We start from the raw sequence: 23,884 nt of genomic DNA on the forward strand, positions 1-23,884 counted from the left end.
CCGGCGAGAGACTAGAGCAAATGGCCGATCGATTGTATCGGACTTTGCGTCGCCGCAGCCTGAGTTTCCACAGGGCGGCCGAAACCGATAAACTATTGAACACAAGGGGAGATTCGTGGCCGACCGTACCGACAGAGCCGATGTCATCGTCGTCAACAGCCATGTCGTGCGCGGCTCGGTCGGCGGTCGGGCGAGCGTTTTCGCGCTCCAGCGACTCGGGATTCCGGTATGGTCGCTGCCGACCGTGAGCCTCGCCTGGCACCCCGGTCACGGGCCCGCGACGCGTTTCGACACCCCTCCCGACGCCTTCGCGACGCTCGTCGACGACCTGTGTCGCGCGCTGCGACGCCCCCGCCACCCGGGTGTCGGTGGCGTCACTTCCGGCTATCTCGGCAACGCCGGCCAGGCCGGGGACATCGCCACGCTTGTCACCGCGGCGAAGACGGCCGACCCGGAGGCACGTTACCTGTGCGACCCGGTGATCGGCGACACCGGCGGGCTCTACCAGCCCGAGGCGATCGCAACGGCGATCCGCGACCGGCTGTTACCGCTCGCCGATATCGCCACGCCGAACCGGTTCGAGCTCGGCTGGCTGACCGGAACGGCGGCTGAGGACAATGCGGGCCTCGTCACGGCCGCGCGTTCGCTCGGACCGGCCGAGGTGGTGGTGACCTCGGCCTTCGCCGGCGAGGGCGCGATCGGCACGCTGCTGGTCACCGCCGACGCGACCCACCTGCACACCACGGCGGCGGTCGAAGGGGCGCCGCACGGCGCCGGCGACCTGTTCGCAGCGCTCTATTTCGGCCACCGCCTTGAGGGGCGCGAACCGGCCGATGCCATGGTGGCGGCGGCGACCGCGACCGAGGCGATGATCGCACTGGCGGTCACCCGCGGCGACGACGAGATGCCGCTGGCGGCAGGGCAGGACCTGTTGGTTTCGGCGGGCGGCTGAGAGGCCGCCAGACACTGAACCCTATTGCGTGGCGGTGTCTGTCATGCCCCTGCGCTCAAGATCAATCCAAAACCCTTCCTCGTGTGAACGCGCTGCTAGCGTTACGCATTGAGAAGGGGAACGCCGAGACGCGGCTGCCAAAACCGTACCGGCTCATCGGCATCGTTCAGCCAGCTTACCATTTGGTCGGCCGGCAGGTCTGGGCGTTCGAAGCGTACGAAGAGGCTCATAAGGGGCACGCGCGTCCCGGTGGGTCGTCAGGCGAATCCGTGAGCCGTTTGAGGCGTCGATTCCGCGCAAGCGCAACGAGATGTTACACTATAGAGTGCACCGTCCCGCCAAACGGCCAGTGTTCTTGCCAAAGTAGAATTTCCAATGTGCCAGGGCGGTGCCAGCAAAGCCAGGACTCGAAAATTGATCACAACCGATGTCACCGAGATGTTGGGCCTGCGACAACCGATCGTACTCGCGCCGATGTGCGGTATGGCGACAGGCCAGATGGCAGGGGCTGTCGCTCGGGCCGGCGGCCTTGGTTTGATCGGTGTCGGTTCGGCAATGCTGTTCGATGCGGCCTGGGTGCGAGAGCAGTTTACGCAAGCGAAAATGCACGCCCGGAGCGATGCTGAGGGAGCACTCGGTCTCGGGTTTATTACGTGTTTCCTGACCCCGTCCGATCCGACCTTCGAAGCCAGCCTTGCGCTTGAGCCCGACGTCATATTTCTGGCGTATGGCGACGACGTCGCTCCTTACATTGAGATGTCGCACGCTGCCGGGTCGAAAGTCATTTGCCAGGTCCATAACGTCTCACAGGCACAAAGTGCCGCTACCGCAAACGCGGACATCATCGCAGTTCAGGGATGCGACGCGGGCGGACACGGACAGCAACATCTTTCGGCATCAATCACGACGCTCGTCCCGCAAGTAAGAGATGCCATTGACCCGGATATCCCTCTGTTGGCCGCCGGAGGCATTGTCGATGGTCGCGGTCTGGCCGCAGCGCTTGTCCTGGGCGCAGGAGGGGCGGTCATCGGAAGTCGCTTTGTGGTTGCCGAGGAATCCAAGGCTGCCGATACGTTCAAAGCGCGCATCATCGAGGCCAAAACACCAGATGACGGTACGGTTGTCAGTTCCAGTTTCGATCTGTTGAGCGGTATCGATTGGCCACCCGAATACCGACAAGGCCGCGCCTTGGCTGACAGCGAGGCGGTCACACGCTTCCACCGCCCGATAGGCGCCGAGCAGCTTCACCCGTCACAACAGGACAAAGACTGGTACAAATCCTCAGGCTATGAAGCGCGCGCCGTCTGGGTAAACAACGCTGTTGGACTGATTGATGATGAAGCACCGGCAGAAGCGATCACCTTGGAGATCGCCACGCATGCCAGGAAGCTTCTTGATCGGTTCTGAGATTCGAGACCCTGAATTGGGACAGGACGACACCCATCTGACCTAAGCTCTGCGGCAATCGGCGAAGGGTTCTGGCCCGGATTTATCTCGGGCGTGGCTGAGCGCTTGGATTGTGGAGCAGCCTGAAGGGCGAGCGCGCTTCGGCCGAGCCTTGAAAGACGCAGCGCCAGTTTTGCCCTCGTGTTCTCAGCATGAGGGCGTGGTGGGCCGTCGCCGCGAGGCAACTTCCACCGTCCTTCCAGCGGAAGCCGGAATCCATCGATGACGGTTCATTTTGGTGCAGCGATATCGCAATGGAAGCCGCGTTGCCTGGACCCTGACCCCCGATCGAGCCGGGGCCGAGCTTTCGTCGGGGTGACGGGTGTGGACGGGGTGGCGGTCATGCGTGCTTCGAGGCTCCGCTGACGCGGAGCTCCTCAGCATGAGGACGTAGGTTGGCGAGGCACGGTCTTGGGTGGGGCCCACCAGTGGCCTCATCTTGAGGTGCGAGCGAAGCGAGCCTCGAAAGACGCAGCGCCAGTTTCGCCCTCGTGTTCTCAGCATGAGGGCGTGGTGGGCCGTCGCCGCGAGGCAACTTCCACCGTCCTTCCAGCGGAAGCCGGAATCCATCGATGACGGTTCATTTTGGTGCAGCGATATCGCAATGGAAGCCGCGTTGCCTGGACCCCGATCGAGCCGGGGCCGAGCTTTCGTCGGTGTGACGGGTGTGGACGGGGTGGCGGTCGTGCGTGCTTCGAGGCTCCGCTGACGCGGAGCTCCTCAGCATGAGGACGTAGGTTGGCGAGGCACGGTCTTGGGTGGGGCCCACCAGTGGCCTCATCTTGAGAGCCAGTCACCGGCCTCTTCTTGAGAGTCTGTCCCTCCGGCCTCATCTTGAGGTGCGAGCGAAGCGAGCCTCGAAAGAGGCAGCGCCAGTTTTGCCCTCGTGTTCTCAGCGTGGGGGCATCGTGGGCCGTCGTCGCGAGGCAACTTCCACCGTCCTTCCAGCGGAAGCCGGAATCCATCGATGACGGTTCATTTTGGTGCAGCGATATCGCAATGGAAGCCGCGTTGCCTGGACCCCGGAACCCCGATCGAGCCGGGGCCGAGCTTTCGTCGGGGTGACGGGTGTGGACGGGGTGGCGGTCATGCGTGCTTCGAGGCTCCGCTGACGCGGAGCTCCTCAGCATGAGGACGTAGGTTGGCGAGGCACGGTCTTGGGTGGGCCACCAGTGGCCTCATCTTGAGGGCCTGCCCCCGACTTGATCGGGGGCGCGAGCGAAGCGAGCCTCATAAGACACAGTGCCGGTTTCGCCGACTTAGGTAGCAGATGCAGGAAGGCGGCAAACTGTAATCCTCTGTTTTTCTTATCTTATCCGCTTTTGTTCCCGACTGTCTCGAATGGTTAATGTTTAGTTAATACAGTGAGTGGGCTACACGCCGCCACTACCCCCTTGCCAGACCTCGCGCAGAGTGGTAGTCGGCTATCTCTAGATAGACCGGGATTCGCTACCATGCGGGACATCAGTATTGACCTTCGGGAGCGCCTTGAGGCCGCCGAGAAGGCGAAGTCGGACATAGACGCCGAATACCGGCAACGAGTGGCTTCACTCGAAACCGAGATCACGGCTATTCGCAGCCTTCTAGATATCGAGGCCAAGCGGAGTGGTCGTCGCAGTATAGCGGCGCCAGCGCCAGCCATGCCTATCAAGGAGTTCATGATCGCGACCATTACGGAAAGTGGACCGAAGACGAAAACCGAGCTGCGAGATATCGCAGATCGAGCTGGATACTTCGCCGCCGGCGAGAATCCGGGACGCACAACACACGGTCATACCTTGAGTTTGGTCCGGCAAGGGAGGCTGACCGTCAAGGACGACAAGTACCATCTGCCATCGCCGGACACGGCGGGGCATGAGAAAGGCCCGGAAGCGGCAACTTCCGAGCCTTCTCTAGTTTAGGGGGCAATGCCGACAGGGTTGTCGGGGTACGTTTGGAGCGTCACCAGTTGGGGTTCGAGTCCCCTTGCCTCCACCTCCCTCCCCCTTCCACAAGGGGAGGGAGACTACTAGCTACCCGCAAGATCGGGGTCCACACTCGGTCCTCTGCGGGGCCTTACTGGGCCGGCCGTCGTCTAGCAATAGACGGCGGTTCGGCTCGGTGTGACTCACACAAAACCGACAATATGTCAAGGATTAGAGAGACTTAGCCAAAAAGCTCTTTGATTTGAGTCGGTTAGTCCAGTCTTAGATTACGGGCGCCGACTGCCTCGCCGACCTATTGACGGCGATCTATATCGTCACGAATGCCGCCAAGGTCTCGGCTTGCAGTTGTCCCGTGATCTGGGATGAGTTCCCATTCGTGGGAACAGCAGTCGGCAGGTCAGTTTTTCCCGGTCGGATCGCGGTCCGGGAGAAACCGACGAGAAAGGCGCAAGTCATGCGAATCGAGGCAATCAAGATCGGCGACAACCCGCCGGCCGACGTCAACGTCATCGTCGAGGTGCCGGTCGGCGGTCAGCCGATCAAATACGAGATGGACAAGGAGGCCGGTACGCTGGTCGTCGACCGGTTTCTGTATACGCCGATGACCTATCCGGGCAATTACGGCTTCGTCCCGCACACGCTGTCGGAGGACGGCGACCCGATCGACGTCCTCGTCTGCAATACGCGACCGCTGGTTCCGGGGTGCGTCATCAACGTGCGTCCGATCGGGGCCCTGATGATGGAGGACGATGCCGGCACGGACGAGAAGATCATCGCCGTCCCGTCGCCGCATCTGACCAAGCGCTACGACGCTATCGAGAATTTTTCCGACCTGCCGGACATTACGCTGCAGCAGATCGAGCATTTCTTCGACCACTACAAGGATCTCGAGCCAGGAAAGTGGGTCAAGATCGGCGCGTGGATGGACGTCGCGCGGGCCCGTGACATGATCTCCAACGCGATCGCGCGCGCACGCGGGCCAGGGTTATGACGCCCCGGGACGAGTGGTTGGGAACGTGGTGCGTGCTTCGAGGCCGCCTTCGGCGACTCCTCAGCATGAGGGTGATGTCAGTTGAACCTCCACCGCGTCGTCCTCCGGCTTGACCAGAGGACCCGGTATCACCGGCATTCGACTGGGCAATGAAACGCTAAAGCTGGCATCGCGATCTTCAACGGAGCTACGGTTTCGATGGGTCCTCTGGTCAAGCCAGAGGACGACAGAGAGCGGGTTTGCCCGCCGCACGTCTGCGGTTGGCAAAATACCCGGCGATGACTTCTCTCCTGTCGGAGAGCGTTTGTCGACGGGACCTGCGTGCTTCGAGGCCGCCTTCGGCGACTCCTCAGCATGAGGAGGATGTCAGTTGAACCTCCACCGCGTCGTCCTCTGGCTTGACCAGAGGACCCGGTATCACCGGCATTCGACTGGGCAATGAAACGCCAAAGCTGACATCGCGATCTTAATCGGGGCAACGGTTTCGATGGGTCGTCTGGTCAAGCCAGAGGACGACAGAGAGCGGGTTTGCCCGCCGCACCCTGGTTGTGGAGCGTAAGCATCATGCCAGTTATGTCGGCCCCGGCCTCTCCCGCCGCTCATTCCCGCGCAGGCGGGAATCCAAAACAGCTTCGCTTTTGGTCACGCCAAGACTGGGTCCCCGCCTTCGCGGGGACGAGCGGTGGGGGGATGGTGTGGTTCCCGCGCTGCCGCTGTGCCTACCTCGTTACCGCTCATTCCCGCGGAGGCGGGAATCTAAGCCCACCCAGGATTCGTAGCCGGCAACTGGGTCCCCACCTGCGTGGGGACGAGCGGAAGAGGGGGTGATGAGGTCGGCGTGACATGTCCTCCGCCCATTGCCGTCACCCTAGAAATCGATCGCCACCGATGGTGCGCTGCGCCGTGCCTCGCCATGGTACACGGCCTCGATGTTGTTGCCGTCGGGGTCGAGAACGTAAGCGGCGTAGTACCCCGGGTGATAGGGTCGCTCGCCGGGCGCGCCGTTATCGCGCCCTCCATGTTCCAGCGCAGCACGGTAGAAGGCATCCACCGTCGCGCGATCCTTTGCCTGGAAGGCCAGGTGATGACGCCCCGTCAGTTCACCCAGCGCCGCCGGACTGTCGACCGAGGACACCACAAATTCGTCAGCCCAAAAGAAGTCCTGGGTCGTGTCGACGATGGGAATCTCCAACACGCCCAGAACGGCCGTGTAGAAATCCTGGCTGGCTTTGAGATCGCGCACCACGAGTTGCAGGTGGTCGATCAGCCGACCGCGATGCAGTTGATTGGTTGTCATGACTAACCTCCCTGTGAATAGGCTTCTGAAGCTTTCCCCCTGGCGTCGGTCGCTTTGTCTCCAGAGGGTGTCAGCTCCACACGCCAAAGGCGATGTTACGCTCCAGGGTATTCTGTAGCGGCAGCTCGTTGTCGGGACACCTGGCCATCGTCAATCACATTCCCTTTCCGAGGTTTCGGCCATGACCCTTTGGGTCGCCGGCGTCGATGGCTGCCGGGCCGGCTGGGCAGTGGTGTTCCGGGCGCTCGACGGGCGTGCGCCGCCGGTGTTCGCGGTCGTGCCGACCTTCCGGGCGTTACTGGACGATCCGCGCCAACCCGCGACGATCGCCGTCGACATGCCGATCGGCCTGCCGGACCGGGTCGGCCGCGGCGGGCGCGGGCCGGAGTCGGCGGTGCGGCCGCTGCTCGGCCAGCGCCAGTCGTCGGTGTTCTCGGTGCCGTCGCGCGCCGCGGTGATGGCGGACGACTACGGCGAGGCCTGCCGACGGGCGCTCGCCACCTCCGATCCGCCGCGCAAGGTGTCGAAGCAGTGTTTTCATCTTTTTCCGAAGATCCGCGAGATCGACGCGCTGATAACGCCGGCGCTGGAGGCCCGCGTCTTCGAGAGCCATCCGGAGGTGGCGTTCTGGCGGCTGAACGACGAGGCGGCGATGGCCTCGCCGAAAAAGATCAAGGGCCGGGTCAACCCCTACGGCATCGCCGAGCGGGCGGCGCTGCTCGGGCGTCACGGCTTCGACCGGGGCTTCCTCGATCAGCCGCTGCCGCGCGGGGTCGGCCGCGATGACCTGATCGATGCCGCGGTGCTGGCGGTGATCGCCGAACGGATCGTGCGCGATGAGGCGGTCAGCTTTCCCGCCGACCCGCGCCGCGACTCAAAAGGCCTCCGGTGCGGGATCTGGGCCTGAAATCGCCTCGACGTCGGTCATGGCGATGGTGGTGCAGTCTTCCTCGACCGCGGCGACCCGGACGAACTTCTCCGGGATGACGTTGATCTCGATGCCCGGCCCGTCCATCGCCGGCCGCTCCTCGATGCGCGCCTCGATGAAGACAAGGAGTTCCGCGCCCGGCTCGTCGATGACCTCGAGATAGGCGCGCTCGAGCAGGATGTGCTCCTCCTCGAAGGCGACCGGATAACGCACCTCGGTCTCACAGTGGGTGAACACCGCGGCGTCGGCGAGGTAGGAGTACATGCCGACCATTGCCTGACGCGGCGCCATGTCGGCGGCGACCGCCGGTGTGGCCAGGGCCGCGATCGCGATGACCGCGGCCGGTGCACGCAACTGTCTCATGGCTTCGTCCCCCTTCAGCCCGTGACGGGCCGAGTGTACGCCCGCGTGGGGCGCTTTGGGAAGGTCGGGGCTGGTAGCGCGGGAGGTGCTGCGTGCTTCAAGACGAGGACTCCAGAAATCTCGGTTCGCTTCACCTGCTTCCTCCCACTCCGCGTCGTCCTCTGGCTTGACCAGAGGACCCATCGAAACCGTTGATCCGATGAAGATCGTGATGCCCGCTTTTGACGCTTCATTGCCCAACTGTGTGCTGGCGATAGCGGGTCCTCTGGTCAAGCCAGAGGACGACGGGTGGTGACGTTCAGGCGCCGCTCTGCGCGCTTCGCACCGCCGAGCTCCGCCGTCTCCTCCCGCAAGGAGGGAGAGGGGCGTTTGGCGAGGATTCCCGCAGAGGAGCCCACGAGGCGAGGGGGGCCGGGCGAGCGGGGGTGCAGTTTGGTCGGGTTTTCATCAGTGTTGCGTGCTTCGAGGCTCGGGCTCACGCCCTCACACCCCCGACCCGATCGGGGACGCACCAAACGTTCAACCCACGGGCATGCGCTGACCGGGTGGCAGCGGGACGCTCGCTTCGTTCGCGCAAGGCGCCCGCGGTTTGGCCGGTCAGGCCGATGCGGCGGTGAAGGTTGCCAGCACCATGCCGTCAGCGCCGGTCAGCGTCAGCCGGGTGCCGTCGATGACATAGCCGGCGACCGCGGGCAGGGCAGTGACAAACCGATGCTCGCTTGCCGCGGCGGCAGCGCAGTACATGCGGGTGGTCATGACCGGACTGAACGACAGGCGGTCACCGTCAAGGGTGTAGACGGCGCCGAGATTGTTGCAGCCGGTGTTGCCGGCGACCGAACCGTCGGCGGCGAAGATCAGGTGCGCCGAGGTTCGACCGGGCTCGGCCGGTTCGCCGCGCGCCGATACCAGCATCCAGCGGGTGTCGATCAGCGGCGTGTCGGCCGCGGCGGCCACGGACATCGGGGCCAGGAGCAGGGCGACGAGAACGATCAACTTGACAGGGAAACGGGGCATAGTTTCGGTCTCCGACATGTCCCCTCGGGCGCGGAGAGACCAGACGAATGCGGCGGGATTTGGGGCGGACACTGCGCTTGGAGGTTCGGCGCAGTGTCCCGCCTGCGTGGAGCGCCTCGTTACATCCGTGAAGGCTGTCAGACCTAAACGGCGAGCAGCTCGACCGTGAAGTCGGAGTACTTCAGCTTCTGGCCGGGGTCGACCTTGGCGAACTGGACCTGCCCACCGCCGGCATTGCCGTTCGAGTCGATGTAGAGCTTGCCGGTGTCTTTGTCGTAGATGATCCGGTCGTCGGCGTCCTTGGCTTCGGTGCCCCTGCGAAAGGCGGACTTTTCCAGCGGCCCAAGGGACAAGCCGTTGAATTCCGCCGGATCGAGGAAGAACTTGTCCTTACCGGACTCGAAATTCTTCACCCGGTCGGAATCAGGAAGGTTGTCGAAGACGAACTTTTCCTTCTTGTCTCCCGCGATGAGCTTGTCTTTGCCCTCTTGGGCAAAGATGTAGCCTTTGGTCTTGCCGTCGCGATTGTCGAACGTGTCGTTGCCATCACCGAGGTAGACATCGCCCTTGATCTTGCCCTCGTTGATGACCTTGTCATTGCGGCTGTTGTCAAGCGAGACAACGCCTTCGATTGCCCCCTTATTGGTCAGCTTGACCTTGGCATTGGTGAAAATCGCGGCGCCATCGGCTTGTGAGGTGGTCAGCCCACCCTTGATCACCCCGTCCTCCTGGTTGACGATCTTCGTCCTCAGGCCGGCGAGGGCCCCGACATACACGCCGATCTGCTCGGATTCGATGGACTTGTAGTTTTTGATGACCGGGCCCGCGGTCGAGCCGGCGAGCAACGCCGTGGAGTAGAGGCCGACCGAACCGCCGACTATCTCTCCATAATTCTCGGCCGAGAAATCTCCCATCGCAGTATTACGTACACCTTGGCTCAATCCATAGATATCTCCGTCGTTGATAAGGGATCCTTTGACGTGGGTGACGTCGGACGGGTGAAATTGAACACCATATTGGAAGCCGTTGATTTGGCCGAATTCCTTATTTTTTAGGGTGGCATCGTTCTTGGTAAAAAGAACAGCGCTGCTCGTGTAGCTATAAATATAACCCTTGTTGACCAGCGTGCTTTCTTTGCGCTCACTGACGATCGTGTTGACATTGGAACCAACGTCGACCTGATCATCGATCTTCCATTTCTGACCGATCTTGGAAAATTCGATCGCAGGACTGTCAAGGACGAATCTGTTGCTGCTTTGAGTCGGCATGACTCGCTCCCGTGAGGTTTCGCTGTGCGTCGCCCGAGCCAGCCGCCGCCAATCGCAGTCGGTCGCTCAACGGCATCTTACACGATCAACGGGAGCGACCAATTGATGCACGTCATGGGCATCGACAGCGGCGCTGCCGCTTTCGGTCACGACACCGCTCGCGTCGTCGCCCGTCGCGACGCGCGCTGACCCGTGATTCGAAGGTCCGGCCGCCGTATCCGCGTGCCACGTCAGGGCAGGCACCTCGCCTTGACGTCGTAGATGCCCGTGCCGTCGTCGTACACGTATTCCACTGTGCCGGTTGCGCCTTCGTAGATCCCGGTCCCGCCGATGATGTTGGTGATACGCCTGAGATCCAGGTCCAGCGCCGGCCGGCTGGTATCCGCCGCGTCGGCGCGCGCCTGGTCGACGGCCATTGTGGAAAAGATCTCACCCTCGGGCAGAACGAAGAAGAAATGGGTGAAACCCTTGACCGCCTGGCCCTGGTCGTTGGTCTCCAAAACCTCGGCAATATGCAGCTTCGCGCCGATGGCCGCGCCCGAGCTGTCCTCCAGCACTCGGCGGCCGATCCGCTTGTCGCCGGCGCTGAGGCCGCCGCTGCCGTCGAAGTCGAAGAACTCCACGTGCCGACCGCCTTCCGGGCCGAACACCGTTATCTCCTCGCACGAGGCGGCAATCATCTGCGTCGACAGGAGCAGGCCGACGATACCGACCGCGACCATTTTGGCTGTCTTCATTGCGCCCTCCAAAGGATGGGAATCGTGCTCCATGGTGTCTGCCCTCAGCCGGGACAGACGATGTCGATCTCGACGTCGTAGGTGCCGTCGCCGCGCGGCACCGGCCGGGTGTTGCCGGTGGCGCCGGCGAATACGCCGGTACCGCCGAGCACCACCCACTCGACCGGATCGACCGACGATTGGCTGGTGTCGGTGGGATCGCGAAGCTGGCTGAACAGCGAGGTCCGCAAGGTGCCGGCATCAAAGACGAGGACGGCGTTGGCCATCAACGCGTGACCGTCGCCGTCTTCAGGATGCGGGTGCATGACCGTCGTCGTCGTGTGCTGCGTTCCGATCCGATTGCCGTCGGTGTCGAAATACATGAACTTGAGGACACGCTGATCGCCGGGCGACAACTCGTCCTCGCCGTGATCGATGAAGTGAATCGTGTCCAGTTCGCTCACCGCTTGGAACGGCGCGCACGTGGTGTGGGCGGATGCGGCGTTTATCGAAAGCGCCAAAGCCAGGACCGGCAATGCGGTCAGGCTGCATGCATGCGTTCTGATCATCGTCGTCTCCCCGGTTTTCATGCGCGGACAGCCTGCCGGCGAAGAGTGAAAAGACTAAGACGGGTGCGATGACGCTTGTCGGCCGCGCCGCGACGGTGTCACTGCGCGGGAATGCGCTGACCGGTGAATCCCTGGCCGAACGCTCGGATCGGCGGTTCGCTCGGATCGAACGGGTTCTGCCCGAACGCGAACTGTTCTCCGGAGGAGCGTCCCGAGAACCGTTGGAACTTGCCCTGTTCGAGCCCCTCGAAGGTGAGGGTGTAGACGGTACGCGCCGTTCCGGTCGGCGCGCCACTGTCGCGATCGAAGTTGAAGTCGACGATCGTCGCCACGACCTGGTTGGGACCCGTCTGCTGCCAGCTTCCCAGTCCGCTGGTGTAGCTGTTGTGCTGTTCCCCGCTGCCGACCTCCGAGACGGTGCCGCCCCGGGTGAACGACAGGACCCGCTGGAAGTCGTTGTCGTGGATCAGCAGATACGCGCCCTCGACCGCGATCGCCATGCGATCGTCTGCCTGGGCGGTCGTCAGGCCCATCGCAAAGACAAGGTACAGGGTGGAAATCAGCCACCGCATGACGGCACACTCCCCTTTTTGGTCGAGCTTACGCGCGGAGTCTGAAGCGCCCGCGACAATCCGACAAGTCCGGCGCCGAACAGTATTTTGAGATGGATGAGATGGGCGCGAAAAAGGGCCGCGGCCAAACAGACCGAGGTCCCCGGCGTGTGCCGCCGGGGACAGGTTGGTCAGGAGCTGTTGCTGTCAGCCCGGGCTGTCTGCAGATGACAGCGGCAGGCGCTATACGAACAGCTCGACGGTGAAGTCGGAGTATTTCAGCTTTTGGCCGGGATCGACCTTGGCGAACTGAATCGGCGCGCTGCCGCCGACGCCGTCGTCGAGATAGAGCTTGCCGCTGTCCTGGTCGTAGATGATCCGATCGTCGGCGTCTTCGGCCTCGGTGCCCTTGCGGAAGGCAGACTTGGCCAGCGGCCCCGCGGTCAGGTCGCCGAATGCACCCTCGGCAAGAAAGAACTTGTCCTTGCCGGACTCGAAATTCTTGACCCGGTCGATGTTGGACGTCCCGTTGATCGGGCCCATGAACACGAACTTGTCCTTGGCATCCCCGGCGGTGAGCTTGTCGTTGCCGTCGAACCCAAAGATCTTCTTCGTGACTTCGCCGTCGGTGTTGTCGAGCGTGTCGTCGCCTTGGCCCAGATAGACATCGCCCTTGATCTTGCCGGTGTTGGTGATCGTTGCTTTATCAACGGTTGGACTATTGACGTCGCCTTTGATCATGCCCTTGTTGACGAGGGTCATCTTGCCGGTGTTGAACACGGCCGCGCCGCCTTCGTCGATCTTGCCGCCCTTGATCACACCGTCCTTCTGGTTGACGATTTTCGACCTGAGGCTGGGATCCGGAGCGCCAACCCAAACGCCATATATATCGGACTTGATTGAACCGCCGTTTTTTATGATCGGGCCCGAGGTTGAACCAGGGAGGGCTCCCTGTGAGAAGATACCGTAAGTAAAACCATATATTTCTCCCTGATTATCGACTTCAAAGTCGCCCATCGCCGTATTATAAATGCCGCCAACGCCACCAAAGATCTCGCCGTCGTTGATGGCCGCCCCTTTTGTGTCGGTGACGTCGTCAGGAGTAAACAACACTCCAAACGTTTCGCCCTTAATGTCGCCGGTTTCCTTGTTGACGAGCTTCGCATTATCTTTGTAGAATTGGGCGCCATAGGCGTTAAAAGAATAGATTGAGCCTTTGTTAACGAGTGTATTGTTCATATGCAGGCTCAAGACGGCTGGTCCACTCGATCCGACATCGACGCCCTTGTCGATCTTCCATTTCTGGCCGGGATTGGAAAATTCGATGGCCGGACCTCCGGGTACGTAGATGTCGCTGCTCTGTGTGGGCATGACCTTGTCCTTTCTCGTTTCGCTCCACTGTTCGTCGGGGAGTTCCACCGACACGGCAGCCCCGTTGGGGTCATCCTACCGAGGATTGCACAGCAACGCTGTGACCCAGTTACAGGCCGTGCGCTCCTCCCGGTTTGGGCGAAGCCTAGGTCGAGGCCCGGCGGTCATCATCGCCGCGGCACATCGGTGGCGCGCCCCTCTCTGATCAACGGTTGAGGCGCGCCGCCAGCAACGGACGAGCGAACGCAGCTCCGCGCTATACGAACAGTTCGACGGTGAAGTCGGAGTATTTCAGCGTCTGGCCGGGATCGACCTTGGCGAACTGGACCTGCCCACCGCCGGCATTGCCGTTCGAGTCGAGGTAGAGCTTGCCGGTGTCCTGGTCGTAGATGATCCGGTCGTCGCCATCCTTGGCCTCGGTGCCTTTGCGAAAAGCGGACTTGGCCAGCGGGCCAGAGCCAAGGGTGTTGAATGCGGTCTGCTCGAGAATGAATGTGTCCTTGCCGGACTCGAACTTTTTGATCCGGTCGATGTTGGTCGTGCCGTCGATCACGCCGAAGAACACGAATGTGTCCCTGGCGTCGCCGGCGATGAGCGTGTCCTTGCCGCTCTCCCCGAAGATGCGACCGGTGACCTTGCCGTCGCGATTGTCGAAGGTGTCGTCGCCTTTGCCCAGGCGGACATCGCCCTTGATCATGCCGCCGGTGTTGTCGATCGTGTCGTTGGCGCCGCCGAGATCAATGTCGCCCTTGATCTTGCCAGTGTTGGTGACGGTGTCCTTGTCGACATTCTCGCTGTCGATATCGCCCTTGATCTTGCCCTTGTTAACGAGGGTCATCTTGCCGCCTTCGTTGAACACGGCCGCGCCGGGCTCGCCGAACATGCCGCCTTTGATCACACCATCCTTTTGGTTGACGATCTTGGACCGCAGGCCGGGCGCGTCGACAAACACACCATAGTTGTCGGACGTGATGGCACCGGCGTTCTTAATAACCGGTCCGGCGGTCGATCCGGCGTTCGCCGCCTCGGAGTAGATGCCGTTCTGATGACCATAGATCTCTCCGCGGTTCTCGACGACGAAGTCGCTCATCCCAAGATTGGCAACGCCGGCATCGTGACCGAATATCTGGCCGTAGTTGAAGACGAACCCCTTGAGATCGGTGATGCTGGCGGACTCAAAATAAACGCCGGACATTCCACCGTTGATATAGCCGGTCTCCTTGTTGATGAGCGTTGCATTGTCTTTTGTGAAATAGACGCCGGCATTGGCATACGAATAGATCGTACCCTTGTTGGAGACAGTGTTGTTGGTGTACTCGCTGACGATCGCCGGCACCGACGAGCCAACATCGACGTTTTTGTCGATCTTCCACTTCTGACCGGACTGCGAAAATTGGATGGCGGGGGCGCCGGGTACATAGATGTCAGTGCTTTGGGTGGGCATATCTCTGATCCTTTTGGTTTTGCTTCAAATAACTGTCGGAAAAACTCTGCCGCCGAAGGCAACCCCTCGGCATGTCGACCGGCGGGCCATACACTGAAAAGGCGAGCGACGAAGTGATGCACGTCACAGGCGCCGGGCGCGGCGCGGTCGCCTTCCGATGAGGCGGCTGGACGCCGCCTCCGGTCGCCGCGAGCGCCGTAAGCCGCTGGGCGTGGCGAAAATCCGCTAGGTCAGGGTAATCAGATCGACGGTGAAGTCCGAGTACTTCAGCGTCCGGCCGGGATCGACTTTGGCGAACTGGATCGGTCCGCTGCCGCCGACACCGTCGTCGAGATAGAGCTTGCCGCTGTCCTGGTCGTAGATGATCCGGTCGTCGACGTCTTCGGCCTCGGTGCCCTTGCGGAAGGCAGACTTGGCCAAAGGACCGTCGGTTAGGTCGCCGATAACGAGCATCCAGACGGCGGGCAGCGGCAGGCGCTAGACGAACAGCTCGATGGCGAAATCGGAGTATTTCAGCTTCTGGCCGGGGTCGACCTTGGCGAACTGGACGGGATCGTCGCCGCCGACACCGTCATCGAGGTACAGCTTGCCGCTGTCCTGGTCGTAGATGATCCGGTCGTTGCCGTCTTCGGCTTCGGTGCCCTTGCGGAACGCGGACTTGGCCAGCGGCCCCTTCACCAGATCGCCGAACGTACCCTCGGTGAGAATGAACTTGTCCTTACCGGACTCAAAGTTCTTGATGCGGTCGATGTTGGTCGCGTCGTAGAACACGAACTTGTCCTTCGCGTCGCCGGCAATGAGCTTATCGTCGCCAAATCCCGTGAAGATGAGGCCGGTGACCTTGCCGCCGGTGTTGTCGAACGTGTCTTCGCCGCTACGGAGGTAGACGTGTCCGTCGATCTTGCCTGAGTTGGTGATCGTGTCCTTGAGGCTCGAGCCGTAGACGTCGCCGTTGATCTTGCCTTTGTTGATCAGGGTCATCTCGCCGCCCGAGACGTAGACAGCTGCGCCACCGTTGTCGTTGATCTCACCACCGTCGATCACGCCGTTCTTCTGGTTGACGACCTTCGACCTCAGGCCGGCGTCAGCGTCCAGGCGAATCGCAAATTTTTCCGACTTGATCGAATCGTAGTTTTTGATGACCGGACCAGCGGTCGACCCGGCATAAAATGCATGGGAGTAAATCCCGTTTTGAGAGCCCAGAACCTCGCCGTAATTCTCGACCTTGAAGTCTCCCATCCCATCGTTCCTGACGCCGGTGTGCAGACCCGCGATCTCGCCATGGTTGATCACCGTGCCTTTGACGTCGGTAGGGGCGAATGGATCGAACTGAACACCGTATTGCCCACCGGTGATGTGGCCGGTTTCCTTGTTCAGGAGCATCGCGCCAGTCCTGCCGAAGTAGACACCGACGTCGCCATACGCATAGACGGTGCCCTTATTGACGAGATCACTGTTGGCGTACTTGCTGAAGACCGCCGCGGCTGCCGACGCGCCAACGTCGACGTTCTTGTCGATTTTCCACTTCTGATCGGACTTGGAAAACGCGATCGCCGGGGCATCGGCCGAAAAAATGTCGTTGCTCTGTTTAGGCATTTTTCTGATCCTTCTCGTATCGCTGAAAGCATCCGTCGGGAAAATCTGCCGCAGAACGACAGCGGCCGATTACCCGAGTGACGGGCAATGCGTTGTTATTCGAACATTTCCACTGTGAAGTCGGAGTATTTCAGCTTCTGGCCGGGATCGACCTTGGCGAACTGGACATGTGGATCTCCACCGACGCCGTCCTCGTCGTGGTACAGCTTGCCGCTGTCCTGGTCGTAGATGATGCGGTCGTCGCCATCCTTGGCCTCGGTGCCCTTGCGGAAGGCGGATTTGGCCAGCGGCCCGGCGGGCAAGCCGCTGAATTCCCACTGTTCGAGGATAAACGTGTCCTTGCCGGACTCGAAGTTCTTCACCCGGTCTATGTTGGTCGTTCCGTTGATCGGGCCGTCGAACATGAACGTATCCTTGGCATCGCCGGCGATGAACTTGTCCTTGCCGTCGAGGCCGACGATGCGACCGGTTACCTTGCCGCCGGTGTTGTCGAACGTGTCATCGTTGCTGCCGAGATAGACGTCACCCTTGATCTTGCCCATGTTGGTGATGGTGTTGGTGTCGTCGTTGGGGGTGGTCACATCGCCCTTGATCTTGCCCTTGTTGATGAGGGTCATGTCGCCGTTTGGGTTGTGGACAGCGGCGCCGCCATCGAAGACCTTGCCGCCTTCGATCACGCCATCCTTCTGGTTGACGATCTTCGACCTCAGGCCGGGGATGGCGAAGACATGGACACCGTACGTGTCGGACGTGATGGAGCCGGCGTTCTTGATGACCGGGCCTGCGGTCGAGCCGGAGTTGCCGGCGAGGGAATAGACCCCATAGACTTGGCCGGATATCTCGCCGTAGTTGTCGAGCTTGAAGTCTCCGGTCCCAGAGGTCAAAACACCCGCCTGAAGCCCAAGTATTTCGCCATGATTGACGACCGATCCCTTGACGTCGGCGTTGGTGGTCGGGTCAAAATGGACGCCGAATTGACCGCCATTGATGTGACCGCTTTCCTTATTTTTGAGCGTTGCGTTGTTCTTGGTGAAATAGACACCGTAGTCATCGTCTGAATAGATCGATCCCTTATTGATGAGGGTGTTGTTTTCGTGAAAGCTAGCGACGGCCGGAAGATTCGACCCAACATCAGCGTCCTTGCCGATCTTCCATTTCTGGCCAGCCTTGGAGAAGTTGATGGCGTAAGTCCCGATAACGATCTTGTCTTCGTTTTGCGTGGGCATGACGTGCCTTCCTTGTCATAGGGCTCAATTGCAGATCGGTACGCGTGTCGCGAGCCGCAGCGCCCGGTTGTTGACTGGGCCGGGGTCGTACAACAGGAAGGCGAACGATGAAGTGACGCCGGCCACACACCGCCGGGAGCGGTGCGGCCGCGGGCAGGTCACGATGGTGGGCATGCTGCTGACCAGCCCGGGCAACGCGAGCTGCCCGGGCGTGGCAGGCAATGGTGCTATGAGGCGAGCCGTTCGACCGTGAAATCGGAGTGCTTCAGCTTCTGGCCGGGATCGACCTTGGCGAACTGGATCGCGCCGTTGCCGCCGATGCCATCACCGTCGAAGTACAGCTCACCGCTGTCCTGATCGTAGATGATCCAGTCGTCGCCATCCTTGGCCTCGGTGCCCTTGCGAAAGGCGGACTTGGCCAGCGGGCCGAGAGGCAAGACGGCGAATGCGCCCTGCTCAAGAACGAACGTGTCCTTGCCGGACTCGAACTTCTTCACCCGGTCGAAATCGACGAGAATAGCGGCGCCCAGCAGGGAGCCGGGCGTTGGCTATGCTTTCAGTTCTTCGGCCTGACGAAACCAAGCCAGCGTTTGATCGCGATGCGCCTGCCCCCAGCGTTCGATGAAACGCTGGGTATGGTGATCTTTCATATCACCCAAAGCGGCGATCCGTTCCTGGACATATTGCGGTGTCAGCGGGATGCCGCAGAACACCGTGATGCAGTGTTTCCAGTCTTCGTAGGTTCTGGGGACGATGTCCATCGGTGCCTCATGTCTTTCGGGGGCCGCCCGTCAAGCTGGCGGCCATCCGGCTCTGGTCGCGTGAGCCCCGCAGCTTATTGGTCCACGAGCAAGTCTATGTTTCTAGTGGAACTTTTGAATTCGACATTTGAGCGAGAGCTTGGCCGCCCATGGGACTCAAATGTCAAATTCGTTCCACTAGCCTTCCGGCATTACAGAAGAGTGGTGAGAAATGATCAGCCAGTTCTCTCCATCCCATCTGTACACGAAGCTGTACCGCGCCTTAACGGTTTCGCCTTTGGCCGCGAACGTAAAGGTGCAGAGGCCTGAATCAACGGCGATGTCCCCGCTGATATCAATCTGGCGGAGGTCGACGACTCCGGTTGGTTCGCTTTGCAGAAAGTGGGTGAAATAGTCTTCCTTCTCCGCCGGTGTCAGGCGCGGCGTGTTGGAGACCGTTGGCAGGAGAATGGAACGTTCCGCGTAATTGGCCACCACTTTCCTAGGGTCACCCGTCTTCAGCGACTCGTTCCAACGGTCAAACAGAGCAGCGATCGTTTCGTCAGTGGCGGTCATGGCCCCTCTTCCCAGGTTGACACCGGATATCGGCAGCGAAGTGCCCCATCATCGTCTGCTCCAGGCACGACCAGGAATGCAGCGGCGACGGCTAGGTGTAGATGCACGCTAAACCGAGCCGGAGCCAGCCTTTCTGAAGCAAATGGGCGATTACGGGGTGCGGCTATTCGCAGCGCGGCAACACCGTCTCGTTACCGGTCGTCGGGTTGAGGATGGTGATCGCCGTGCCCGTTCTGTCGACGACGATGAACGGGTTCGGCCAGTCGGGCAGGGCGCCGTAAGGGTCGACGCAGGTGTCACCGTCGCAATAGAAGCCGTCGGCTTCGATCACTTCGCCCTGCACAAGCTCGATCGCGTAGGTGAGCCGGTCCGGACCGTCGCGGTTGACCGCGGGGCCGCCGTTGAGGAAGGCGCAATAGTCCCGCGTCGCATAGCGCTCGGTCGCGGCGGCTGGCGTCGCGCAGATCGCGAAGGCTACTAGGGAAACCAGGCGCATGGCGTACCGGCCGGCCCAGCGGGGCGGCAAGACAAGCAGGGTCGCAGGGGAACGGATCATGGTTTGCGGGTCTCGGGTCGCGCGGCGTGATCGGGACACCAGGCTCGAGGCAGAGGACAGGGACTTAACCGCCCGCGGCGGTCGAAAGGAAGATGTCGCCCGCGACCCGCGGCGGCCCGCTCCGGTCCCGTCGCGCTTCACCTCCGGCGGCTGCCGTGCGAAGGGGTGACCCGTGCCTGACCTCGCTCGAGTCGCCCCGCTGCCCGTGACCTATTTCATCCTCAAATACCTCCACGTTCTCGGCGCGATGGTCATTCTTGGGACCGGGGCCGGAATCGCCTTCTTCATGCTGATGGCGCACCTCAGTGGGGTGCCGGATTTCGTCGCACGGACGGCCGCCATCGTGGTCCGCGCCGACCTCCTGTTCACCGCGACCGCGGTCGTGGTGCAGCCGGTCACCGGCTATCTGCTGGCACGGGAGACCGGCCTGCCGCTCACCGAGGGATGGATGGTGGTCTCGTTCGTTCTCTACGGTGTCGCTGGCGCTTTCTGGCTGCCGGTGGTGTGGATGCAGGCGCGGATGCGCGACCTCGCACGCGCTGCGGCGGCCGAGGGGACCGCGCTGCCGGCGGCCTATCACCGGCTGTTTCGGCTGTGGTTCGCCTTCGGGTTTCCCGGCTTCGGGTCGGTGCTGGCGATTGTCTGGCTGATGATCGCCAAGCCGGCGCTCTGACCCGATGACCGACCGCCCGACCGTTGCCGTTCTCGGGGCTTCCGGCCTGATCGGCGCGGCGATCGTGGCGGGTCTTCAGGATCGCGGCATCCCGGTTGTCGCCCTCGCTCGGCGGTTCACCGACGCCCAGCGGGCGACCTTCGGCGAAGCGGCGGCCGAGACAGCGTTCGCCGCGCTGGAGGCCGCTGACCTGGCGCGGTTGTTCCGCGATCGCGACATCGACATCGTCGTCAATTGCGTCGGGGTCCTGCAGGGTGGCGGCGCCGAGGGGACCGACGCGGTCCATCGCGACTTTGTCGGGCGCCTGCTGTCGGCCCTGGCGGATCAACCCGAGCCGGCGCTCCTCGTTCATGCCTCCATTCCCGGCGAGGCGGCCAACGACAGCACCGACTTCGCCCGCAGCAAACGCGACGGCGAACGACTGGTGGCCGGGTCGACGATCCCCCATGTCGTTCTCCGGCCGGGCTTCGTCATCGCACCGGCCGCCTATGGCGGCAGTGCGCTGATGCGCGCCCTGGCAACGCTGCCGGTGGCGCTTCCTGCCGATCTGGCGGCACGGCCGTTCGCGATCGTCGATAGCGACGACATCGTCGCCACCGTGGAGGCCATCGCGCGGCGATGGGCCGCCGGCGAACGGGACTGGGCGAACACCTGGGACCTGATGGCCCCGGAGGTGCCGACGGTTGGCGCGGTCGTCGACGGATTCCGGCGGCGCTATGGCGGGCCAACGCCGCGGGTAACGACGCCCGGCTGGGCGCTCGACCTCGGGGCTAAGGCGGGCGACCTGGTGGCGCGCCTCGGCTGGCGGCCGCCGATCCGCTCCACCGCGCTCGCCGAGATGCGGCGTGGCGTGACCGGCGATCCGGGACCATGGATCGCGGCAACCGGTATCCCGCCGCGAACGCTGGCGGAGTCCCTGCGGCGGTTGCCGGTTTCGGTGCAGGAGGGCTGGTTCGCGCGGCTTTATCTGGCGAAACCAGTGATCATCGCCGTGCTGGTGGTGTTCTGGGCGGTCTCCGGCATCATCGCCCTGTCGTCGTTCGGTCTGGCCACCGGGCTGTTGACCGCCCGCGGCTTTCCGGCCGGCTTCGCGGTCGCGACCACCATCGTCAGCAGCGTCATGGACATCGCCGTCGGTATCGCGATCGCGTTTCGTCGCACCTGCCGGTTCGGGCTTTATGCCGGGATCCTCGTCTCCATATTCTATATGGCGGGCGCCGCGGTTCTGACGCCGGATCTGTGGTTCGAACCGCTCGGCGCCCTGGTGAAAACCGGGCCGGCGATCGTCCTCATGATGGTCGGGCTGGCGACCCTGGAGGACCGGGGATGAGCGAACCGATCGCATGGCCCGACGACGACGTGATCCTCTACGACGGCGTCTGCGTTTTCTGTTCCGGATGGGTCCGCTTCGTCGCGGGCCACGACCCGTCCGGCCGGTTCCGGTTCACGCCGATCCAGTCGGACTACGGCCGGGCATTGGCCGAGGCCGCGGGCATCGACCCGGACGATCCCGACACCAACGCGGTGGTGATTGGCGGCACTGTACTGCGCCGCTCCGACGCGGCCTTGGCCGTGATCGGCAGCCTGCCGGGATGGCGATGGGCCAGGGTCGGGCAGTGGGCGCCGCGATGGCTGCGGGATGGCGTCTACACCCTTATCGCCCGCAACCGCTATCGCCTGTTCGGGCGACGGGACGCCTGCGTCGTCGGCGGTCCGCGGCTCGACGGTCGGGTGCTGACCGAGGTCTAGCGTTTGCCGATGGCTTAAACAGAGTCTCAGTCGCGCATTACCGCGCGATGACATGCTGACCATGCGATCATTGGTCTGCGCGGTCGTCTGGCCCTCCGCAAAAACCAAGCCTATCGCGGGCATCAGCGACATTGGCGTTCTAGTGTGACGGAGGCTAATATCTCGGCGTCCTGCACCCAATCCATCAGCCCTTTTTGGATCGATGAGATGGGCACCATGAGGATGAGCACGATGAGAATGTTGAGCAAACTCGTTCTTCTGTCGACGATCGTGGTGTCGGGCGCCGCGGTTGCTGAAGACAGCGTGCCTGATCTGCGGGGCACCTGGGTCGTCATAGGGGAGGGAATGCGGATCGATACCGCCGACAAGACCTCGATCCCCCTCGATACGGAAAGTACTGTTGTCATAGATTGGCAGGAGGGGTCTCGCATCTCCGGCTACGAGGTCGATCAGAAATCCGTTAACGACGCGCCTGACCCCGCAATGGCAGACGAGGTGATCGCCGGGGTCTTTGGCCCGGACAACATCGTCTACATGACCGACGAGAACGGCTTCCGCGATTGCTGGATCGAGTCGGCGGAGACGATGCGCTGCGTCTACCGCCACGCCCTGGCGGACCGGACCGTCGTGTCGTTCGGCGTCTGGACCAAGCAGCCTCAGTAGGGCCGCGTTTTCGGATTCTGTCGTTGGCGTGGCCGCACGCCGGGCAGGTCAGAGTCGCCTGACACATGATCATCGGCGCATCGCCCCGATCGATCCCGGACCTGGGATCGCTGGCGAGCATCGTCGCTACGCCGCCGCCTGCTTCGGGGCGATCAGCTTACGGTTGACGAGAAGCTCGGCGATCTGAACCGCGTTGGTGGCCGCGCCCTTGCGCAAATTGTCGGAGACCACCCAGAGCGCCAGGCCGTTCTCGACGGTCGCGTCCTCGCGGATGCGGCTGACATAGGTGGCGTCCTCGCCGACCGCTTCGTAGGGCGTGACGTAGCCGCCGTCCTCATGCTTGTCGACGACCAGCACGCCGGGCGCCTCGCGCAGGAGGTCGCGGGCCTCCTCGGGGATGATCGGCTTGGCGAACTCGAGCGTCACGGCTTCAGAGTGGGAGACGAAGACCGGGACGCGCACGCAGGTGGCGATCATCTTGATCTTGGGGTCGAGGATCTTCTTGGTCTCCGCCATCATCTTCCACTCTTCATGGGTCGCGCCGTCGTCCATGAAGTCGCCGATGTGTGGAATGATGTTGAAGGCGATCCGCTTGGTGAAGGCGCGGGGCTCGATCGGGTCGGAGACGAATACCGCCCGGGTCTGGGTGAACAGCTCGTCGGTGGCCTCCTTGCCGGCGCCGGAGACCGACTGGTAGGTGGCGACCACCGCGCGGGTGATGGTGGCGGCATCATGTAGCGGCTTCAGTGCGACCACGAGCTGGGCGGTCGAGCAATTGGGATTGGCAATGATGTTCTTTGCGGTGAAGCCGCTGACCGCATCGGCGTTGACTTCCGGCACGATCAGCGGAACGGCCGCGTCGTAACGCCAGGCCGAGGAGTTGTCGATCACCACGCAGCCCTGGGCGGCGATCCTGGGCGCCCATTCCTTGGAGATGCTGCCGCCGGCCGACATCAGGCAGATATCGGTGGTCGAGAAATCGTGGGCGTCGAGGGCGTTCACCTTGAGCGTACGGTCGCCGAAGGAGACCTCGGTGCCCTGGCTGCGGCGCGAGGCGAGGGGAATGACCGTGTCCGCCGGAAAGCCGCGCTCCTCCAGGACGGTCAGCATCTCCTGGCCGACATTGCCGGTGGCGCCGGCGATCGCGACAGTGTACCCCATGATGCTATACTCCGTTTCAGTGTAGGCGTTGGGGCGTTGCCCCGGTTCATACGCCGCCGCCGGCCCAGGGGACAGCGACGTCGCTGAAAGGGGGGCGGACGGGGAGTGT

26 protein-coding genes and 1 tRNA gene are annotated in these 23,884 nt (G+C 62.5%); 10 read left to right on the forward strand and 17 right to left on the reverse strand.

The window, feature by feature from the left end; all coding sequences use genetic code 11:
* The first annotated feature begins 115 nt into the window (after window positions 1–115).
* From ACO076_RS06905 to ppa, 5 genes are all read left to right on the forward strand, one after another.
* Window positions 116–952: a PfkB family carbohydrate kinase gene (locus ACO076_RS06905; protein WP_421725988.1), complete on the forward strand. Its 837-nt coding sequence runs from the start codon at window positions 116–118 to the stop codon at window positions 950–952.
* Window positions 953–1,366: 414 nt separating this feature from the next.
* Complete coding sequence (locus ACO076_RS06910; protein ID WP_421725989.1) at window positions 1,367–2,359, forward strand: nitronate monooxygenase; 993 nt, start codon at window positions 1,367–1,369, stop codon at window positions 2,357–2,359.
* 1,493 nt (window positions 2,360–3,852) lie between these two features.
* Window positions 3,853–4,299, forward strand: a complete 447-nt coding sequence (locus tag ACO076_RS06915) for a hypothetical protein (protein WP_421725990.1) — start codon at window positions 3,853–3,855, stop codon at window positions 4,297–4,299.
* A tRNA-Pro gene (locus ACO076_RS06920) sits at window positions 4,299–4,372 on the forward strand. Before ACO076_RS06915 ends, ACO076_RS06920 begins: the two co-directional genes overlap by 1 nt.
* A gap of 405 nt (window positions 4,373–4,777) precedes the next feature.
* A complete protein-coding gene (ppa, locus tag ACO076_RS06925) occupies window positions 4,778–5,314 on the forward strand; it encodes an inorganic diphosphatase (protein ID WP_421725991.1) in 537 nt (178 codons plus the stop codon).
* Between the two features lie 868 nt (window positions 5,315–6,182).
* Here the strand turns inward: ppa and ACO076_RS06930 are convergent.
* On the reverse strand, window positions 6,183–6,611 hold the full coding sequence (locus ACO076_RS06930) for a VOC family protein (RefSeq protein WP_421725992.1): 429 nt from the start codon (window positions 6,609–6,611) through the stop codon (window positions 6,183–6,185).
* Window positions 6,612–6,792: 181 nt separating this feature from the next.
* Here ACO076_RS06930 and ACO076_RS06935 point away from each other — a divergent pair, with 181 nt between their 5' ends.
* Window positions 6,793–7,518, forward strand: a complete 726-nt coding sequence (locus ACO076_RS06935; protein ID WP_421725993.1) for a DUF429 domain-containing protein — start codon at window positions 6,793–6,795, stop codon at window positions 7,516–7,518.
* Here the strand turns inward: ACO076_RS06935 and ACO076_RS06940 are convergent.
* The 15 genes from ACO076_RS06940 to ACO076_RS07010 all read right to left on the reverse strand — a co-directional run bounded on the left by ACO076_RS06940 (window position 7,486) and on the right by ACO076_RS07010 (window position 19,529).
* Entirely contained in the window at window positions 7,486–7,902 is a 417-nt protein-coding gene (locus ACO076_RS06940; protein ID WP_421725994.1) for a hypothetical protein, read from the reverse strand. The two genes, ACO076_RS06935 and ACO076_RS06940, sit on opposite strands and share 33 nt — an antisense overlap.
* Window positions 7,903–8,499: 597 nt before the next feature.
* A complete protein-coding gene (locus tag ACO076_RS06945) occupies window positions 8,500–8,916 on the reverse strand; it encodes an META domain-containing protein (RefSeq protein WP_421725995.1) in 417 nt (138 codons plus the stop codon).
* 143 nt (window positions 8,917–9,059) lie between these two features.
* Window positions 9,060–10,184, reverse strand: coding sequence for a hypothetical protein (locus ACO076_RS06950; RefSeq protein ID WP_421725996.1), 1,125 nt, complete (start codon window positions 10,182–10,184; stop codon window positions 9,060–9,062).
* 230 nt (window positions 10,185–10,414) lie between these two features.
* Window positions 10,415–10,906 carry a hypothetical protein gene (locus ACO076_RS06955; protein WP_421725997.1) on the reverse strand — a complete coding sequence of 164 codons (492 nt, stop codon included), beginning with the start codon at window positions 10,904–10,906 and terminating at the stop codon, window positions 10,415–10,417.
* Window positions 10,907–10,965: 59 nt separating this feature from the next.
* Window positions 10,966–11,469 (reverse strand): allene oxide cyclase barrel-like domain-containing protein, encoded by a 504-nt coding sequence (locus ACO076_RS06960; protein ID WP_421725998.1) that lies wholly within the window; start codon window positions 11,467–11,469, stop codon window positions 10,966–10,968.
* Window positions 11,470–11,567: 98 nt separating this feature from the next.
* Window positions 11,568–12,041, reverse strand: a complete 474-nt coding sequence (locus ACO076_RS06965; protein ID WP_421725999.1) for a hypothetical protein — start codon at window positions 12,039–12,041, stop codon at window positions 11,568–11,570.
* Between the two features lie 222 nt (window positions 12,042–12,263).
* Window positions 12,264–13,391, reverse strand: coding sequence for a hypothetical protein (locus ACO076_RS06970; protein ID WP_421726000.1), 1,128 nt, complete (start codon window positions 13,389–13,391; stop codon window positions 12,264–12,266).
* Window positions 13,392–13,647: 256 nt separating this feature from the next.
* Window positions 13,648–14,835 (reverse strand): hypothetical protein, encoded by a 1,188-nt coding sequence (locus ACO076_RS06975; RefSeq protein ID WP_421726001.1) that lies wholly within the window; start codon window positions 14,833–14,835, stop codon window positions 13,648–13,650.
* Between the two features lie 225 nt (window positions 14,836–15,060).
* A complete protein-coding gene (locus ACO076_RS06980; RefSeq protein ID WP_421726002.1) occupies window positions 15,061–15,255 on the reverse strand; it encodes a hypothetical protein in 195 nt (64 codons plus the stop codon).
* A gap of 57 nt (window positions 15,256–15,312) precedes the next feature.
* Window positions 15,313–16,431 (reverse strand): hypothetical protein, encoded by a 1,119-nt coding sequence (locus ACO076_RS06985; RefSeq protein WP_421726003.1) that lies wholly within the window; start codon window positions 16,429–16,431, stop codon window positions 15,313–15,315.
* A gap of 95 nt (window positions 16,432–16,526) precedes the next feature.
* Window positions 16,527–17,657, reverse strand: coding sequence for a hypothetical protein (locus tag ACO076_RS06990; protein WP_421726004.1), 1,131 nt, complete (start codon window positions 17,655–17,657; stop codon window positions 16,527–16,529).
* 227 nt (window positions 17,658–17,884) lie between these two features.
* Entirely contained in the window at window positions 17,885–18,154 is a 270-nt protein-coding gene (locus tag ACO076_RS06995) for a hypothetical protein (protein ID WP_421726005.1), read from the reverse strand.
* Window positions 18,155–18,205: 51 nt separating this feature from the next.
* Complete coding sequence (locus ACO076_RS07000) at window positions 18,206–18,418, reverse strand: hypothetical protein (RefSeq protein WP_421726006.1); 213 nt, start codon at window positions 18,416–18,418, stop codon at window positions 18,206–18,208.
* Between the two features lie 177 nt (window positions 18,419–18,595).
* Complete coding sequence (locus ACO076_RS07005; RefSeq protein WP_421726007.1) at window positions 18,596–18,973, reverse strand: SgcJ/EcaC family oxidoreductase; 378 nt, start codon at window positions 18,971–18,973, stop codon at window positions 18,596–18,598.
* Window positions 18,974–19,136: 163 nt separating this feature from the next.
* The gene (locus ACO076_RS07010; RefSeq protein WP_421726008.1) at window positions 19,137–19,529 is read right to left on the reverse strand and encodes a hypothetical protein; all 393 of its coding nucleotides are present in this window, start codon (window positions 19,527–19,529) and stop codon (window positions 19,137–19,139) included.
* Window positions 19,530–19,734: 205 nt separating this feature from the next.
* Here ACO076_RS07010 and ACO076_RS07015 point away from each other — a divergent pair, with 205 nt between their 5' ends.
* The 4 genes from ACO076_RS07015 (at window position 19,735) to ACO076_RS07030 (ending at window position 22,614) form a co-directional block, all read left to right on the forward strand.
* Window positions 19,735–20,202 carry a DUF2269 family protein gene (locus tag ACO076_RS07015; RefSeq protein WP_421726688.1) on the forward strand — a complete coding sequence of 156 codons (468 nt, stop codon included), beginning with the start codon at window positions 19,735–19,737 and terminating at the stop codon, window positions 20,200–20,202.
* A gap of 4 nt (window positions 20,203–20,206) precedes the next feature.
* Window positions 20,207–21,532 (forward strand): SDR family oxidoreductase, encoded by a 1,326-nt coding sequence (locus ACO076_RS07020; RefSeq protein WP_421726009.1) that lies wholly within the window; start codon window positions 20,207–20,209, stop codon window positions 21,530–21,532.
* Window positions 21,529–21,951 carry a thiol-disulfide oxidoreductase DCC family protein gene (locus ACO076_RS07025; RefSeq protein WP_421726010.1) on the forward strand — a complete coding sequence of 141 codons (423 nt, stop codon included), beginning with the start codon at window positions 21,529–21,531 and terminating at the stop codon, window positions 21,949–21,951. Before ACO076_RS07020 ends, ACO076_RS07025 begins: the two co-directional genes overlap by 4 nt.
* A gap of 231 nt (window positions 21,952–22,182) precedes the next feature.
* Window positions 22,183–22,614: a hypothetical protein gene (locus ACO076_RS07030; RefSeq protein ID WP_421726011.1), complete on the forward strand. Its 432-nt coding sequence runs from the start codon at window positions 22,183–22,185 to the stop codon at window positions 22,612–22,614.
* 126 nt (window positions 22,615–22,740) lie between these two features.
* On the opposite strand, the gene ACO076_RS07035 is transcribed toward ACO076_RS07030, so the two are convergent.
* Entirely contained in the window at window positions 22,741–23,775 is a 1,035-nt protein-coding gene (locus ACO076_RS07035; RefSeq protein WP_421726012.1) for an aspartate-semialdehyde dehydrogenase, read from the reverse strand.
* Window positions 23,776–23,884 lie beyond the last annotated feature (109 nt).

The sequence above is a fragment of the Bauldia sp. genome (assembly GCF_965232525.1).
In the GTDB taxonomy this organism is placed as follows: Bacteria; Pseudomonadota; Alphaproteobacteria; order Rhizobiales; family Kaistiaceae; genus Bauldia.